At 45.1% G+C, this 13,937-nt stretch carries 13 protein-coding genes; 8 read left to right on the top strand and 5 right to left on the bottom strand.

Going from position 1 to position 13,937, the window contains the following annotated elements; all coding sequences use genetic code 11:
* The first annotated feature begins 148 nt into the window (after positions 1-148).
* The 5 genes from MHI06_RS24220 (at position 149) to rarD (ending at position 5,303) form a co-directional block, all read left to right on the top strand.
* Positions 149-505 carry an iron-sulfur cluster assembly accessory protein gene (locus MHI06_RS24220; protein WP_169480627.1) on the top strand — a complete coding sequence of 119 codons (357 nt, stop codon included), beginning with the start codon at positions 149-151 and terminating at the stop codon, positions 503-505.
* 224 nt (positions 506-729) lie between these two features.
* Positions 730-1,371 carry an NAD(P)-dependent oxidoreductase gene (locus MHI06_RS24215; RefSeq protein WP_169480702.1) on the top strand — a complete coding sequence of 214 codons (642 nt, stop codon included), beginning with the start codon at positions 730-732 and terminating at the stop codon, positions 1,369-1,371.
* Between the two features lie 223 nt (positions 1,372-1,594).
* On the top strand, positions 1,595-3,418 hold the full coding sequence (locus tag MHI06_RS24210; protein WP_340399361.1) for a histidine kinase: 1,824 nt from the start codon (positions 1,595-1,597) through the stop codon (positions 3,416-3,418).
* The gene (locus tag MHI06_RS24205) at positions 3,415-4,344 is read left to right on the top strand and encodes a response regulator (protein ID WP_340399360.1); all 930 of its coding nucleotides are present in this window, start codon (positions 3,415-3,417) and stop codon (positions 4,342-4,344) included. Before MHI06_RS24210 ends, MHI06_RS24205 begins: the two co-directional genes overlap by 4 nt.
* 80 nt (positions 4,345-4,424) lie before the next feature.
* Positions 4,425-5,303 (top strand): EamA family transporter RarD, encoded by an 879-nt coding sequence (gene rarD / locus MHI06_RS24200; RefSeq protein WP_340399359.1) that lies wholly within the window; start codon positions 4,425-4,427, stop codon positions 5,301-5,303.
* Positions 5,304-5,820: 517 nt separating this feature from the next.
* Here the strand turns inward: rarD and MHI06_RS24195 are convergent.
* The 3 genes from MHI06_RS24195 to MHI06_RS24185 form a co-directional block, all read right to left on the bottom strand.
* Positions 5,821-6,300 carry a hypothetical protein gene (locus MHI06_RS24195; RefSeq protein WP_340399358.1) on the bottom strand — a complete coding sequence of 160 codons (480 nt, stop codon included), beginning with the start codon at positions 6,298-6,300 and terminating at the stop codon, positions 5,821-5,823.
* Positions 6,301-6,811: 511 nt separating this feature from the next.
* Positions 6,812-7,825, bottom strand: coding sequence for a glycosyl hydrolase 53 family protein (locus tag MHI06_RS24190; RefSeq protein WP_340402181.1), 1,014 nt, complete (start codon positions 7,823-7,825; stop codon positions 6,812-6,814).
* A gap of 384 nt (positions 7,826-8,209) precedes the next feature.
* Positions 8,210-8,437 (bottom strand): hypothetical protein, encoded by a 228-nt coding sequence (locus tag MHI06_RS24185; protein WP_062837943.1) that lies wholly within the window; start codon positions 8,435-8,437, stop codon positions 8,210-8,212.
* Positions 8,438-8,684: 247 nt separating this feature from the next.
* Between MHI06_RS24185 and ppk1 the strand changes: the two genes are divergently transcribed.
* Positions 8,685-10,766, top strand: coding sequence for a polyphosphate kinase 1 (ppk1, locus tag MHI06_RS24180; RefSeq protein ID WP_169480620.1), 2,082 nt, complete (start codon positions 8,685-8,687; stop codon positions 10,764-10,766).
* On the opposite strand, the gene MHI06_RS24175 is transcribed toward ppk1, so the two are convergent.
* Positions 10,726-12,252 carry a Ppx/GppA phosphatase family protein gene (locus MHI06_RS24175; RefSeq protein WP_340399357.1) on the bottom strand — a complete coding sequence of 509 codons (1,527 nt, stop codon included), beginning with the start codon at positions 12,250-12,252 and terminating at the stop codon, positions 10,726-10,728. The genes ppk1 and MHI06_RS24175 overlap by 41 nt on opposite strands.
* Before the next feature lie 26 nt (positions 12,253-12,278).
* Positions 12,279-12,533 (bottom strand): hypothetical protein, encoded by a 255-nt coding sequence (locus MHI06_RS24170; protein ID WP_062837940.1) that lies wholly within the window; start codon positions 12,531-12,533, stop codon positions 12,279-12,281.
* Positions 12,534-12,769: 236 nt separating this feature from the next.
* On the opposite strand from MHI06_RS24170, the gene MHI06_RS24165 reads away from it, so the two are divergent.
* Positions 12,770-13,429 carry a YheC/YheD family protein gene (locus tag MHI06_RS24165; protein ID WP_169480618.1) on the top strand — a complete coding sequence of 220 codons (660 nt, stop codon included), beginning with the start codon at positions 12,770-12,772 and terminating at the stop codon, positions 13,427-13,429.
* Between the two features lie 355 nt (positions 13,430-13,784).
* Positions 13,785-13,928, top strand: coding sequence for a sporulation histidine kinase inhibitor Sda (locus tag MHI06_RS24160; RefSeq protein ID WP_017692430.1), 144 nt, complete (start codon positions 13,785-13,787; stop codon positions 13,926-13,928).
* Positions 13,929-13,937 lie beyond the last annotated feature (9 nt).

The raw sequence follows: 13,937 nt of genomic DNA, 5'->3' as shown, positions 1-13,937 counted from the left end.
ATTATAAACCTCGTGTCGCGGGGGTTCAATACACTGGGAAGAAAAAGGAGTTCAGGGGGAACGCGGAAAGAGGCAAACATGACTTGAGACCCTTGACGGGGTGGAGTATAATTTAAAGAAGAGTTAATGAAAAGGAGAGTGACCTGGCATGATTAACATCAGCGAAACGGCTGCTGACAGATTGAAAGAGATGCTTGCACAGCAAGAGACACCTGGTATGTTCCTGCGTCTTGGCGTAGCACCGGGCGGTTGTACCGGATTTTCGTACGCCATGGGCTTTGACGATAAAGAGTCCGATGAGGACCTGTATATGGATATTCAGAGTATGAAGGTTGTAGTCGAGAAAGAAAACCTGAAATACCTGGATGGTCTCGAAATTGATTTTGAAGAGTCCGGTATGACGGGTGGGTTCACCATCCATAATCCGAACGCGGTAGCGACTTGTGGCTGTGGATCTTCTTTCCGTACGAAGGAAGAAGCGGGCGTACCAGATAAAGATTGTTAAGAGACTGAGTTGTATAGCGGTTTCTGATGATGATCTAAAATAAAGCAGTTGCAGTCCCTTTAATAGATAGCCTCTGAATTGTATCCGTTTAGCACGGGCATGATATCAGGGGCTTTTTTATGTTTATGGAATGTTACATGGTTGACAAAAATAGTTGTAACAACTATAGTTACAATATAAGGTTTGAACATAAACAATATCGATAATTTAAAGGAGAGATCATGATGAACATTGCAATCATTGGTGCAACAGGCAAAGCAGGAAGTGTAATTTTGAAAGAAGCGGCAGACAGAGGGCATAAAGTAACAGCGATCGTTCGTAATGCATCCAAATTGGAAGATAAAAGTCTGAATACGCTGGAGAAAGATGTATTCGATCTTACAGCTGAAGATCTTAAGGCGTTCGATGTAGTTGTAAATGCTTTTGGTGCTCCAGCGGGTAAAGAAAACCTGCATGTGGAAGTGGGACAAGCGTTAATCAACATCCTGAAGGATGCACCAAACACTCGTTTGATCGTCGTGGGTGGAGCAGGAAGCCTGTTCACAGACGAGTCCAAGACATTACGTGTCTTTGAATCCCCAGGATTCCCTGATGCTTACAAAGCGACAGCAACGAACCAAGGCCAAAACTTGCAGGATCTGCAAGCATCCTCTGGTATTCAATGGACATTCCTGAGCCCAGCTGGATTCTTCAATCCGGAAGGCGTACGCACAGGTAAATATCAAGCAGGCAATGATGTTCTTCTGGTCAACAGTGAAGGCAACAGCTACATCAGTTATGCTGACTATGCGATTGCTTTGGTTGACGAGATCGAGAACCCCCAACACAAAAATGAGCGCTTTACCGTTGTTGGCGAAGCGAAGTAATATCTTTCAAATCATAATATTGAACAAAAAAACGGACGCTGATCTCCACAGATCGGTGTTCGTTTTTTTGTGTGTTATCGAATAGCGTCTAGTAAGAGTCGAATTCATGTGTCCCAATTAAATACGACAACCAAAGTTATATAATCTTTTTGAAGGATGGACGGAACCATGGTAAAATTACTCCAAGAGTCGACAACGTTCGAGTTTACTGGGGAGTATGTTAATGAGATCAGAATCCATTATATTTAGAATGAAAGTAATAACTATTTTTTTAGCGATATCACTTTGTACCGGATTCGTTTTCGTCGTTTACTTTCAGGATGTGAACAAATCTAAAGATGATATCCGTATGGAAGTTCTACGGGACAAATCAGGAAACATGACCTTGTCCGATGTTAAAGTCAGCGATCAATTCGCAGCTTTACCTGGAAACTATTCCAAAGTTGGCTATTCTCCGGTTCGCTTATGGTTCAAAATAAAAATAAACCAATATGACGCGGATGAATTGAATTACCTCACAATAAACAACCCTCTGTTTGAAGATGTAACGTTGTACCTCCCGACAAGTAACGATTACATAACAAAGCATTTCGGGTACGCATATAAGAGCCATTCGGATGAGATCGATTATGTCTACCCAGCAATCAAAATTCCGCTTCATTTTGATCCTAATCAGTACATATACATGACAAGCCAGTCGTTATACGGACAGAACTTTATTGTACAAATTGTAAATGATGAACTTTTTAGAAAGACAAGTATGATAAACGTCTGGGCGAGTGGCATCTTATTCGGCGTTTTGCTGGCATTGTTTTTTTATAATCTAATCATGGGATTATCCATAAAAAACAAAACGTTTTTAAAATCCTGTTTCTATGTATTCACTACTTTGTTGTGGAACATAGCGACAGCCGGACTTATAAATATCACGGGCTTCAAATACGTTTACCTGCTTGCGGAATATTCCACAGGGTTCGGTATTCTCATGTCGCTTTCCATAGCAATTTTCATTAGAGCGATTTTTCAGACTGAAACCAAGTTTCCCATGATCGATTCTTGTTTGAAGGTGCTCATCATTTGCTTCCCCATTACTCTATTGATCTTTTTTTTCATCAGTAAAGAGTTGGGGGGACTGGGTGCAATCGCATCTGCTATGATGTTTGTATTGTACTTTATAATTATGATTAGAGGAATCAGACGCAAAAACTTGCGTTCACCACAACTCATAGCTGCATGGCTCCTGTGCTTTGTGTCGGTAGTTCTGTTTTATATGATGTCTTTCGGAGCAATACCTCAAAGTTACATTATGGTATATTACATATTTTTTCTTTCTAGTGTGTCGGCTATTGCTTTTTCCTTATCTCTCGCAGAAATCATCAATAGTCTAGATGAAGAGAAGAAATACAATCAAACATTGTTTGAAAATTCCGAAATACAATCCAGGCAGTTTGAGCTTGCTTTTATACGAGCGCAGATGGACCCACATTTTATTCACAATACGTTGAACGTGATCGAAGGAGTTATTGTTGAAAACCAAGAAAAAGCGGGAAGCTTGGTCAACGATTTATCCCATTATCTCAGGAATATATTCGATTACAGCAATTCGGAGAGATATATTTCTATCGATGAGGAGCTGGATGCAATCAAGTTTTATGTTCGCATTGAGCAAGCCAGGTTCCCAGGAAAAATAGGTATCCACTATAACATTGATTCAGACATTCAGTTGAAGGTACCGCGCTTCGTTATTCAACCCTTGGTAGAGAATGCGATAAGACATGGGATACGTAAAAGGAACATTGCAGGAACAGTCAAGATCAGGATTAAAAAGCTTGAACAGAGCTACTTCATATCGGTAGAAGACGACGGTGTCGGCATTGAAGACGCGGACCAACATAACCTGCTTGAATACTCGAAAGGCAAGGGTATTGGGCTTGCCAGTATAAACGCGAGGCTTAAGGCCGAGTATGGAACACAGCTTCAAATCGTCAGCGAGAAGGGTAAAGGAACTGCGGTTCATTTTCATATACCCATTAAGGAGCAGCCATGAGAGTTATTATTGTAGACGACGAATATTATGCGCTGCGGAACTTGAAAAGCAAGTTGGAGAAAATTACGGGTGTCGAAGTTGTTGCCATGTATGAAGATCCTGCAATAGCTTTGGATGAAATGAGCAGAATACAGCCTGACCTCGCTTTTCTGGATATCGAAATGCCAGAGATCGATGGCATAGCCTTGCTCGGGATGATGTTCAAAAAAAGACCGGATATGGATTTTGTTTTTACATCGGCTCACCATGCCTATGTGACAGACACGCTTGAAACAAAGGCATTGGATTTCCTCGTTAAGCCGGTGAAATTCGAACAGCTTTATGTCACAGTGGAAAAAATAAAGAAGATTAGAAGTAAAAGCACTATGGGGCACCAAGTCGAGATAAAGTGTTTTGGTGATTTTGCCGTATCTATAAACGGGAAAGTGATAGACGACAATTGGAGAACCAAAAAAACAGAAGAGCTCTTCGCCTATTTGTTATGCATGAACGGCAAGTCCGTGCCTAGAGAACGAATCATTAATGACTTATGGCCGGATTTGGTAATGGATAAAGGTTATGCGAACTTATATACGACACAATATAACTTAAAGAAGCGATTCGACGCGTTTGGAATCCATCATTTGCTCAAGAGCAGACTCGGAAATATTAGTCTCAACCTCGAAGACATGAAAGTCGATTTGTTGGAGTTCGATTACTTCAATGAACGTTATAATGAAGATAAGAGTAAAATGGAAAGCCTCGAGCAGCTTGTGGAAGTGTACAAAGGCATGTTATTTGAAAATAGGCCTTATTCATGGACGTTAAGTATACAGCAACCTTATGAGATAAAGTTTGACAATGCACTGAATATTCTGATTCAGTTTTATAGGGAGCGCGGCGATGAGACAAAAGCCGAGTACTATGAGATGAAAAAAATGCTTTAAACAAATAGCGTCCCTTTACTTAAACGAGGATCGAGGCGTATAATCCGTTGAGACATCAGAGCGTTAAGAGGGGAAAAGTTATGAACAATGGGTTAATCAACGCAATCATTGCGTATATCATGTGGGGGGTTCTCCCGCTGTATTGGAAGTTGTTTGAAAATGTACCGGCAGGCGAGATTCTGTCGCATCGGGTTGTCTGGTCGTTTGTCTTCATGGGTATTCTCGTTGCCGTCCAGCGCCGCTGGGGGGACATGAAACGGATTGTGGCTGACCGTTCGCTCTTGTTATCTCTCACAGCTAGCGGACTGTTGATCGCCATTAATTGGCTGATCTTCATCTGGGCAGTTAACAATGGTCATGTCGTTGAGACAAGTCTGGGCTATTATTTGAATCCGTTGCTGAACGTGCTACTGGCGGTTGTCTTCCTTCATGAAAAGCCAAACCGTGGCCAATGGCTCGCGATTGCCATTGCTGGTGTTGCGGTGCTTATCATCGCTATCGACTATGGGCGTTTCCCATGGGTTGCGATATCGCTGGCCGTGTCATTTGGCTTGTACGGTCTGGCAAAGAAGAAGATCAAGCAAGACGCTTCTGTGGGCTTGTTTTCGGAGACAGCTGTAGTTCTTCCCATCGCACTCGGATACTGGATCTACTTGGCCATCGTGGGAAAAGCAACAGCATGGACGTTGCCTGCGCCCATGTTCTTCGAATTACTTCTAGCCGGCGTGGTGACGGCGTTGCCGTTGCTTTTCTTTGCACGGGCAGCTGCTCGGATGTCGTTGTCCACGCTCGGCTTCGTGCAATATATCGGGCCGACGATAATGCTGATCCTGAGTGTGTTCGTGTTCAAGGAAACAGTCTCGCCAGTTCTTCTCGTTGGTTTCGCGCTGATCTGGACAGCGCTTATCGTATACGCTACCGCATCGATACGTGCTACGAGACTTGCCAAGGTAAGCTGAATAGAGCGATATTCTGCTAGTATCGCCATAAATGCCCTGTCCGCCAATGAGGTGGACAGGGCCATTTTTCGTTTGTGGGGGAGCGATAAGTCGGTAAAAATTAAAAAGGCAACTGATCGACGTTATGGTAAAATACAGGAGCAGTAATCATAAGAGAGTAATCAAAAAAAACGAGGAGGCAACATATATTATGGTTAGTGACCTATACCGTAAACGAGGTTTGTTCTTTTTGAAGAATGATGTAGTTCAGACAATATTTCAGTTTGCTGTTTCAGCGGTAATCGGTATTATATATGGATTTATGCTCATCAACGAGACGATAGGTGGATTTATTCATAAACTATTACCGAGTACTGATGGCCCTGATCTTCATTTATATCTACCGATTGTGGTTACAGTGCTCATCTACTCGTGCTTTATTCAGAAGAAACAACGGATTTTTATTGAAAAAATCTCATTTAGTTGCCTACATATTTTTGTTGCCCTGTTAGGCTGTGTTTCAGCGGTTATCGTCGTGTTATTGATGATCTAATCCAGATTCTGCCGTATCCACACCTTCAACCCCATCAACTGCATCAATCACACCTACAGCGAGTGTTGTCACCGCAGCGGCAGCTAAAAGATTCTTGGCGCCAAGCTTGACTCTGTCCTTATCTTCCTCTTTCAAGCCCACGACGACATCCTTACCACCTTTATAGACATACTTGGCTGATATCGCTACACCTTTTGCAGTATTGGTTACGGCACCTCCAATATCAGCAAGCCCCGCGTCTATGGCGGTATCATCTTTTCGAATCGCACCATTCGCCAGATCATATGTCCCGCTAGCCAGTTGTCCAACGGTTTTCCCTGTGTTAATCGTAGCTTTCTCTACGCCGTTTCCGATTTCTTTGATAAAGGGACTTCCCGCAAGTTCACCGACAACCCGCACACTGCCACCCAATACTTTCCCGGTAACTTCTCCAGCTAATTGACCCATCCCTTTTAAAAAACTCATCCATATTCCCCCGCTCTTGAAATAAGCTAACCGATGTTCTGCATGTTTATTTTATTATATTCATATGTAAGTGAAAAAACCATTCTGCATTCAGCCTAGCTCATAAGAAAGATCCGCTCGGAACAGCCAATCGCAGCGCCTCCCACACTACAAAATGGCACCTTCAACTGTTCAACACACTTCATCGCCAAAAGGCGCTACTCCCCCAGGAATAGCGCCTTTAGCCCTTGTTTTACCTTACTACTTAATCATTTGACTACCTACGGTTTTAGAAGTGTCTCATTGAGCAGCAACGTAGTGGAGGGGGCGGAATCGATTCTGAAGAAGCGGAGCTAAAAGCTTTCTGAAAGAAAGCTACATCGTAAGCATACACTGCGCCTTTATCCCCGGATTTTCCCCTTAGGAGGGGAATTCATAAAATCTGGGGATAACAGCGATCATAAGAACGATCCGCCACCGGAACGCCCACCACGCTGCCCCCCAAAGCCCACACTTCTAACCTCTCCGTGTTCTAGTCAATAAATCCTTCCATGACAACCGTTGGCATCATATTCGATTGCCAAGCGCCTTTGCCGTAGCCACTGTTATAACCTGGTGTAGCCTGAGGCTCCCAGTAGAATACGCCTTTTCCTTTGCCATTTGGCAGATTACGGATTTGGTTTTTCATCGCCGCGACAAAACTTTTACCAGCCGCAGCCTGATTATTGTCCATGCCGATTTCGGAGATAATGATCTCTTTTCCGTACCGGTTGATTAGATCCTTGGCGTTGTTTACCGTATTCGTTACAGCCGTATTCCAGCCGGAAGCCGAAGGGTAGAGGGACATGGCAATCATGTCAAAGTTAGCTCCGTTATTGATCAAACCACCAATATTCCATACATAGAGGGCGTTATCATCCCCACCTGCCAGATGCACAATGGTTTTGGTGCCGCTGCTCAGGGATTTCACTGCATTATGGCCTGTGTTCACCAGCCACGCATAGTTTTTCATGTTGGTGGACGCTTTACCATCTTCCCATAACATGCCGTTGCTTGTTTCATTCCCGATCTGTACCCAGTCCGGGGTAACGCCTTTGCTTTGCATCGCAGTCATGACATCACGTGTGTGATTCCACACCGCATCCATGAGCTGTTGGAAGGTATAGTTTTTCCAGGCAGCTGGTTTGGTCTGTTGACCAGGGTCTGCCCAAGAATCGCTGTAATGCAGGGTAAGCATTACGCTCATGCCGGCATTTTTAGCACGTTGTGCGAGTGTAGCCGCACGTTCCTTATTCATGTAACCGTTCCCATAATCATTCGAAGGATTAACAAAGACCCGAATGCGAACGGAGTTAATTTGATAGTCCTTTTTCAAAATATCAATGATGTCACGCTGTACCCCGTTTTTATCTTTCCATTTGTAACCTTGGGCTTCCATTCCGGGAACCCAGCTGATGTCGGCTCCTTTGGCGAAACTTGGTGCTGCGCTGGCATGCTGACCTGCGGGCAACATGATGGAGGTGAATAACAAAACAAAAGCCAACATGATGGATGTCTTGAAACCCCTTACATTTTTGAACATTACAAGATGCCTCCTCGGATTTGGGTTGAGTTGCATCCTAATTATAGCCATCCTGGTTTACTCGACTAAAGGGTCCATTTCCAATATTTTGGGTGTTTTCTCAACCTCTCTATGAAAAAAGACAAAACAAAAAGCCGTCCGAAGACGGCTTTTCTACCCGTGGCGCTTTTTAAAACATTGATCCGTATCCCGCGCCTCCACCAGACTCATTTTATTTTGAGCTAGTGGATCGGGTAAGGGACACGTTCAACATGACATTAGAAATGTTGACGCACCTCCTTTCCTTGTGGCAAGAGTATACAACACCTTGTTTGGGAAAGCTAGTCTTTTTTACGTATTTACGCAAAATTATTTTTCGGTCTGGAACATCGTAATATCTCGTGCATAGTGACTCTTCGTTCCGTCATTGTTGCGAATGCGCACGCTGTCTTCACTGATCCGCTCGACGATGCCGCTACCTACTTCACAGTAGACGCCAGCAGGGTCTTCCTGCCATGCACTCACTACACATTGAGAGAGTGCAGCCGTGAAAAACTCTATATTTTTTTGTAACGTTCTAGGTTTGTTGGATTTCATTATATACTCCTTTAAATATTGATATTTGGAAATGATAACAAGCAACCGGACCAAATCACACTGTACTTCACTTTACTCTGTCTATTGACCTTTGTAAAGGGATGGAAAAAGTTGCGTCCATGAGGTATCATTTACATAAATTTTACGCAGCGTTTACACTGCGCTGACGCTTGATGTTGATTACGAATAGTACAATTATATGAGAACATCTAACTAAGGATAGATACAACACATTCGGAGGCCATATATGCATAGAGATGTCAAAACAGGCAACTACGTTAATCGTGATTTGAGTTGGGTTGAATTTAATCGGCGCGTATTGCAGGAGGCTCAGGATCCAACGACACCGTTGCTGGAACGCATGAGGTTTCTCGGCATTGTCGCCAGTAACCTGGACGAGTTCGTCAGTGTAAGGGTCGCGGAGACAAAAGAAAAGATCAAAGCCGGATTCACGCAAAAGGATTTTACAGGGTATACGCCTTCGGGATTATACCGCAGATTGATCAAACGAACCGGGACCATGGTCGCCGAACAGTATAAAACGTATCATGAACTCATTCGTTTACTCGCCAAGAAAGGCGTGAACATTCAGGATTATACAGATCTTAATGTGACACAGCAACGTGCAATGGACCAGTACTTCCATGAGATTATTTTTCCGGTACTCACACCGATGGCGATTGATCAGAGTCGTCCATTCCCACTGGTGCACAACAAGTCTGTCTATCTGTCCGTGATGCTGCAGAAGGAAGAGGAGCTAGGGGGCGAGCCATTTATGGCTATTGTTCAGGTACCTTCCAATTTGCCGCGGGTGGTTCAGGCCCCAATCCGGGCGAATAGCAAAAAGAAAACATTCATACTGATTGAAGACCTCATCAAACATCATATTCACACTCTGTTCAGCGGATATGTTTCGCTGGCTGTACAGGAATTCCGGGTGACCCGCAATGCGGATCTGTTCATTAATGAAGAAGAAACCGGAGATTTGCTGGAGGCCATTGAAAAGGAATTGCGGCGCAGACGCCGAGGAGCACCTGTACGACTGGAGGTATGCAAGAATTTTCGTGCGGATGCTTTATTGGAATTGCAGGATGAATTCGATATTCAGGACCCGGTATACGAAATTGATGGACCACTCGATCTGAGTTTTCTGGCTGGATTCGTAGATAGTCTGGAGGGCTTCTCACATCTGAAATACAGTCCGGTGAAACCCGTCTATCCACTGGAGTTCCTGCCCAGAGAAAGTCATTTCGAGCTGCTGCGCAGACGGGATGTATTGGTGCATCATCCGTATGAATCGTTTGAGCCGGTTACGGACTTTATATTGGAGGCTTCGGAAGATCCAAGAGTTCTGGCCATCAAGATGACCCTATATCGGGTCAATGGCGATTCACGCCTTATTCCGGCACTTGCGCTTGCTGCTGAGAGTGGTAAGCAGGTCACGGTTGTCGTGGAATTGAAGGCCCGGTTCGATGAAGAGCGCAACATTGCTTGGGCCCGTAAGCTGGAGAAGGCCGGTTGTCACGTCGTTTATGGACTGGTTGGACTGAAAACCCATGCTAAAATCATTCTTGTCGTACGCAGGGAACAGCAGGGTTTGAGACGTTATGTTCACGTAGGAACCGGTAACTATAATGAGAGTACAGCCAAAGTGTATACGGACGTGGGACTGTTCACCTCCAATCCGATTATTGGAGAAGATGCATCCGAATTGTTCAATGAGATTACCGGTTATTCCGGTCCGAAGGCATTACAGGCGTTCCACGTTGCTCCGGATGGTATGAAGGACGAACTGTTTTCACTGATTCGTAGAGAAACGGAGCATGCGCTGAAAGGCAAACCTGCCAGAATCATCGCCAAGATCAACTCCTTATCCCATCAGGACATGATTGATGAATTGTATGAGGCTTCTCAAGCCGGAGTACAGATCGATCTGATCGTGCGCGGCGTATGCTGCCTGCGTCCGGGGGTAGAGGGGCTCAGTGAAAATATTCGGGTCATTAGCATTGTGGACCGCTTCCTGGAGCATTCACGGTTGTTTTATTTTGAAAATAGCGGTAACCCTGATGTATTCATCTCCAGTGCAGACTGGATGACACGTAACCTGAATCGAAGAATTGAGCTGATGTGTCCTGTATTCGATCCAGAGCTGAAAAAGATGCTGGTGGATATCCTTAATCTATCCCTTATGGATAATGTCAAAGCGAGACAACTTATGCCTGGTGGCAATTATGTATTTGTAGAAAATGAAAAGCCCCCGCTGAGAAGTCAGACGGAGGCCATGGGAATTATCCCTTGGAAGCCTGCTGAATGGAGTGCGTTAACGTAACTCCCCAGGCTTCCTGTAAGTCCTTGACGGCCTCTTCCAGGCCATCAAGTTCCAGTAACGGCTCGGCTGTACAGGTGAATTGCACCTGCAGCGAGTCGTTTTCTTTTGTTGCTTCGATCGTAGCGATGCTCTCGGATCGATTGATGGCTTCGGCTACACGCAGCAGAGAGCCTATACGATGAGCATGCCGCTCATCCGAGCTTTTCAGAATGTCCCGGTGCTTATTCAGCAGCTGGGGCGTTCTTTTTTTAGGATGATAATCGGCCGCACTGGCACTGAGAATGGTCTCCCGATGAGAAAGTCCATAGATGCTCGCATTCATGATCCAATAGGCCGAGTGCTGCGTATAACGGAAATAGTTAATCTGCTTACCAGCCATATGCAGCATGGAGGACGCATACAGGATTCGGGCATCTGCTTGATCAGGAGCAGACCCTTGTAGTGCTGTATACAGGGTAACCGCATCCTGATGAATCCGTTGCAGACGTTTCTCTGGAATAGGCGGACCAAAATGGATAAAGTTACGGATACTGTCCTTCAGCGCGTCTGGAATGACCGGCTGACCTCCAGCCATGTAATCTCGCAACAACCCGTCTCGTAACCCCGCACCACTAACCACATACCGATCGCCCTGTATTAATCTGAAAACAGTTCGCAGGATCAATACGCCAGGCACGATGATATCTGCACGATCTTTGGCGAGCCCAGGCACCTTTTTGCGCTGTGCCGAGGTGAGGTGTGGCAATGAACGTGCGATGTTCTCCATCGCTTCCTCACCGATCTCATAATGATGAGTGACAGGCAGCGAATACTGGGTGCGCTTCTGTTCCACTTTGGCGAGTGTACGCATTGTGCCTCCAAGTCCGATAAGTGGCAGACCGGGGTGCTCAGCAATCCAATCCTGTCCACGTAGAGCTTGAATGACTTCGTTGCACAGTGCATTCGCATTCGCTTCGCTCCACTGATCTTCACCCCCGTAACGGGCATGTGAATTTACTGCACCAATGGGGAGGGAGATGCTATGTAACCTTTTCCGATCCCGAAAGACCGTGATTTCCGTGCTGCCGCCTCCAATATCCACGACGTAACCGTCGGCCAGATCAATGGATTGAGTGACACCAAGGAAACCATAATAGGCCTCCCGATCACCCGATACGCATTCAATGGTAAGCCCCGTCTCTGTCTCCAGCCATTCGATAATCTGCAGGACATTGCTTGCATTACGAATAGCTGCCGTAGCTGCTGCGCGAATCAGCTTGGTCTGATACGCATCACAGGTCGCTTTGAATTGACGCAAGATAGTGATCGCTTTATCCAGTGAATGGCGCAGGATGGTACCATCCTGCTCAACAACGCTGCTCAGACGAGCGGCGTATTTGTCTTCATGAATGATGCGATAGGCTTCGTTCTGATCCAGTTCGTATATTACAAGCCGAATGGAGTTCGAGCCGATATCAATAATTCCTAAAGTTTCATTATGTGTCATAAGCATCTCCTTCTACAGAGGTTCAACTACCCGAAGTGAAGCAGGGCAGCCATGGCTTCCGGTGAACCCGGAGGTGTGGCAGAGAAGGGCGTAGTTAACATAACAACAATGATAAAGACGATGAAACAGGCAAATATAAGACAACTCACAGCAAAGCCGCGATTGCGCTTTTGAATAAACAGTCGGATACCTGTGACAAAGAGAAGTACCGTGACGGCTACCAGAACGATCGACATTGCAAAATAGGCTACGCCATACAGTGATTTGAAAAATGCTTCCATTTCTTCAGAACGCTCCTTAGATCCTCATATTTAAGCCCTTCCAGCCATTCCTTAGTAGCATACGACAGATTGACTTGTTTGAAAAGCAAACCGGGCGCTTGTTCCTTTTTCCGCCATCACCCTGGGACATGTTCCAGGGAAAAGGGGCCTTTGCCTTGGACAGACATCCAAGAAAGCACGGCTCCTGTTGAGTATGTATAAGGAAGGACTATTGTTCTAGGGAAGGAGATCAACCCATGTCGAGACAGCTTGCAAGCAAATGGCGGAAGACAGCGGCACTGCTGAAGTACCCGGTAGCTGCTGTCCATATTCCACAGACCAAGGCATTCAACTCGGGGAATCTGCTGCACATGCTCAGTCGTTATGGAATGGTGTATGTCAAACCTATTGTCGGTGGTGGAGGTTACGGTGTCATCCGGGTATCGGCGGGCGGAGGGACTTATCGATACACCCATATGAAAACGACACGTTCTTTCGCCAGTTTCAGTCAGATGTATCGCTCGCTGGTGCGTGTAAAGGCAAGACGCAGGTATTTGATTCAGCAGGGCATTCATCTGGCAACAATTCAAGGAAGACCTGTTGATTACAGAGTCAAAGTCGTCAAGACCGAACGAGGCTGGGTATTCCGTTCCTTGGTAGGACGACTCGCTCGCCCAGGACTCTGTGTGACGAATCTGAGCAAAGGTGGCACCATGTTATCGGGAAGGCGAGCCCTTGGTTTATCCCTGCCCCATATATCAGGTCGGCACAAACGCCGGGAGATGCGCTCCCTAACACTGACATGCACGTACATTATGGAAAGTCAGTTCCCCGGTGTAGGTCAGCTTGGATTTGATTATGGACTGGATTATTCAGGCAAGATCTGGATTCTGGAAGTGAATACCAGACCACAATAAAAAATGGATGGAAAAGCTCAAGAAAATCCAAGAAAAACCGATAATATATAGAAGAAAACGGTATGAAAAACGTTTGAAATTTTACATTACAGGGTAATTTACTCGCAACAAGTCTTGAAACTATGAATTTATTCCAAAAAAAATACGCTGATAAACGTTCTGATGGTCGTACATCTTCCCTGTGCATAAATATTGTCCACACTATACACGTTGATTACTCAACATTTTTACCAATTATCAACAAACTATGCACAGGATTTCCACATATCGTTGTGGATAACAAGAACGCTTGTTCTCTATATGAATCTCTGATATGATAGTTTTGAGGAAAAAAAAGGAAAGGTTGTGGCGGGAAATGGCTATGTTATCCGATGAGATGTTGTTGGATTCCTACCATAAAGCGATTGAGTTGAATCTCGAACGAGATTTCATCGCACTGCTGTTGGCAGAAATCCATAAGCGCAAACTGGGTACCGACGTATCTGCCATTCTTCACTAGAGATCCTCA

Origin of the sequence: Paenibacillus sp. FSL H8-0079 (assembly GCF_037991315.1) — a bacterium.
Taxonomy (GTDB): domain Bacteria; phylum Bacillota; class Bacilli; order Paenibacillales; family Paenibacillaceae; genus Paenibacillus.
The sequence above is the reverse complement of the archived record's forward strand: the minus strand, read 5'-3'. Positions and strand labels throughout refer to the sequence as shown.

Excerpts from the sequence above, each read along its gene's own strand:
- MHI06_RS24220 (WP_169480627.1), top strand. The coding sequence starts at position 149 with ATGATTAACATCAGCGAAACGGCTGCTGACAGATTGAAAGAGATGCTT.
- MHI06_RS24215 (WP_169480702.1), top strand. The coding sequence starts at position 730 with ATGAACATTGCAATCATTGGTGCAACAGGCAAAGCAGGAAGTGTAATT.
- MHI06_RS24210 (WP_340399361.1), top strand. The coding sequence starts at position 1,595 with ATGAGATCAGAATCCATTATATTTAGAATGAAAGTAATAACTATTTTT.
- MHI06_RS24205 (WP_340399360.1), top strand. The coding sequence starts at position 3,415 with ATGAGAGTTATTATTGTAGACGACGAATATTATGCGCTGCGGAACTTG.
- rarD (WP_340399359.1), top strand. The coding sequence starts at position 4,425 with ATGAACAATGGGTTAATCAACGCAATCATTGCGTATATCATGTGGGGG.
- MHI06_RS24195 (WP_340399358.1), bottom strand. The coding sequence starts at position 6,300 with ATGAGTTTTTTAAAAGGGATGGGTCAATTAGCTGGAGAAGTTACCGGG.
- MHI06_RS24190 (WP_340402181.1), bottom strand. The coding sequence starts at position 7,825 with ATGTTGGCTTTTGTTTTGTTATTCACCTCCATCATGTTGCCCGCAGGT.
- MHI06_RS24185 (WP_062837943.1), bottom strand. The coding sequence starts at position 8,437 with ATGAAATCCAACAAACCTAGAACGTTACAAAAAAATATAGAGTTTTTC.
- ppk1 (WP_169480620.1), top strand. The coding sequence starts at position 8,685 with ATGCATAGAGATGTCAAAACAGGCAACTACGTTAATCGTGATTTGAGT.
- MHI06_RS24175 (WP_340399357.1), bottom strand. The coding sequence starts at position 12,252 with ATGACACATAATGAAACTTTAGGAATTATTGATATCGGCTCGAACTCC.
- MHI06_RS24170 (WP_062837940.1), bottom strand. The coding sequence starts at position 12,533 with ATGGAAGCATTTTTCAAATCACTGTATGGCGTAGCCTATTTTGCAATG.
- MHI06_RS24165 (WP_169480618.1), top strand. The coding sequence starts at position 12,770 with ATGTCGAGACAGCTTGCAAGCAAATGGCGGAAGACAGCGGCACTGCTG.
- MHI06_RS24160 (WP_017692430.1), top strand. The coding sequence starts at position 13,785 with ATGGCTATGTTATCCGATGAGATGTTGTTGGATTCCTACCATAAAGCG.